General features: G+C 58.7%; 2 protein-coding genes. Both read right to left on the bottom strand.

Going from position 1 to position 2112, the window contains the following annotated elements:
* Window positions 1-814, bottom strand: an 814-nt coding sequence (gene cofG, locus ACREAY_RS11505; protein WP_431755911.1) for a 7,8-didemethyl-8-hydroxy-5-deazariboflavin synthase CofG, incomplete at its 3' end; no start/stop codon positions are given.
* A gap of 32 nt (window positions 815-846) precedes the next feature.
* On the bottom strand, window positions 847-2058 hold the full coding sequence (locus tag ACREAY_RS11500; protein WP_431755910.1) for a S1C family serine protease: 1212 nt from the start codon (window positions 2056-2058) through the stop codon (window positions 847-849).
* Window positions 2059-2112 lie beyond the last annotated feature (54 nt).

Here is a 2112-nt window from a genome sequence, read left to right as displayed (position 1 = left end):
CTTTTGGCGTCGACGGGAAATCAGACATGCTGGTCTCCGGCTTGGGCTCGAAATTTTGCAGTATCACTTCCTGTATGTGGCCGTACTTTGTGTGCAGTTCCTTTATCACAAACAGCGAATCTACCAGTTCCTCAGGCGTTTCGCCGATGCCGGCCAGTATGCCGGTCGTCATCGGGATCTTTAGCTCGCCGGCGCTTTCAAGCGTCTTTATTCTTACTTTCGGGTTCTTGCTTGGTGCGCCCTCGTGCGCCATCCCCCTGCCCATCAGCCGCTCGCTGGAAGTCTCTAGCATCACGCCCATGCTCGGGTTCGTGCCGCGCAACTTTTCCATCTCTTTTTTTGCCAGGCTGCCGGCGTTTGTATGCGGCAATAGTCCGGTCTTTTCAAGGACAAGCTCGCTCATCTCGGCGATATAATCAACTGTTGACGAATGGCCAAGCGACTGGAGCCAGTCGCGTGCCTGCGGGTACCGCTGCTCTGGACGCTCGCCGGTCACAAAGAGCGCCTCCGTGCACCGCGTCTTTCTGCCGGCCTCTGCGATTGCAAGCACCTGCTCATGACTCAGCATCGAAAGCATCGGGTCGCCCGGCTCTTTTTTGTACGTGCAGTAAGAGCACGTGTCGCGGCACAGGTTGACGAGGTTGATGAACACCTTGCGCGAGTATGTTACAACGGCAGGCCTGCTTGCGTCGCGCACCCTGCCGGCCGCTTTTACTAGCAGATCAGTCGGGCAATGGACCATGAGCTGGGCCGCGTCCTGCCTAGTCAGCAGGCCAGACTTCTCTAGCGCCCGGGTGAGTGTCTCAGCCAGCATTGGCGATCTATTGCCCGCTCTACTAATAAACACTAAGGCGAGGCCTGCTGTTGCTGCTGCGCCGGCCTTGCCTCAAGCAGTATCTCTACGTTTTTCAGCTGGCCGTCGCGCAATATCGTCACGTCCAGCGTGTCGCCCACGGTCTTTTCCCGCTGCAGGTAGACGAGTATGTCGTCCAGCTTTCTAACAGGATTGCCGTCTACCTCGAGCATGATGTCGCCGCCTAGGTTGATGTCCCTGCCGTCCACCCTCGTGTCCCTGTTGCCTTCGCGGATGCCTGCCTTGTCTGCGGGGCTTCCCTGCACGACCTCTACCACCAGCACGCCCCTTGGCTCGTCCTCTATGCCAAGCGCCCTGGCAAGTGCAGGCGTCATGTCGGTGCCAGAGATGCCTACCCACGGGTGCTTGAAGTCTCCCTTCTCGATGAGCGTGGGCACTATCTTGGCGATCGTGTTTGACGGGACTGCAAAGCCGATCCCTTCAAACGCCCCGGTGCTTGAGCGGATGGCCGTGTTGATGCCTACCACCTGCCCACGGGTGTTGAGGAGCGGGCCGCCAGAGTTGCCGGGGTTGATTGGCGCGTCGGTCTGGATGATGTCGGGTATAAAGAACTGGAGAGCGCCGCCCTCCTGCGACGGTATGAGGCGCCCGGCTCCGCTTATGATGCCGGAAGTCATCGAACTTGAAAGCCCAAACGGGTTGCCGATGGCCGCTACAGACTCGCCCACCCGGACTTTGGTCGAGTCGGCGAGGGGCAGCGGCGCGAGCTTTTCCTTGGGCACGTCCTTTACATATAGCACTGAAAGGTCGGTGTACGGGTCGTCGCCGATGACCGTGGCGGAATAGATGGTGCCGTCCACAAACGTGACATTGAGGTCGTCGGCGCCCTCTGCCACGTGGTGATTGGTGACGATGTGGCCGTTGTCGTCATACACAAATCCCGTGCCGAGCCGGCTGCCTTCGCCCGGATCGCTTGATGAGACCTGGACTACCGATCTCTCGGTCCTTTCATAAAGGTCTGGCAGCGTCAATTCCTGGTCTGCCGCCTCGACCGTGCTGACCTTGCCTATCTTGAACGCGTCGTCGGCAAGGCCGTCGCGGTTGTCGGTTGAGACCGGGGTCGTTATGCCTGTCAGGTCGGGGAGCTGCGGGGCTGAAAAATCCAGCGTGTTAAACTGCGAGTATGCGAAAAATATTGCAAGTGCAGCCACTGCCGCTGCGCCTGCAAAAAGTGCCTTGTTCAAGCAAGGGAATTTTTGCGTCTTGCGCTAATAACCCTTTTCCCTACCGGCTTATGT

Origin of the sequence: Nitrososphaera sp. (assembly GCF_050748925.1) — an archaeon.
Lineage (GTDB): Archaea > Thermoproteota > Nitrososphaeria > Nitrososphaerales > Nitrososphaeraceae > Nitrososphaera.
The sequence above is the reverse complement of the archived record's forward strand: the minus strand, read 5'-3'. Positions and strand labels throughout refer to the sequence as shown.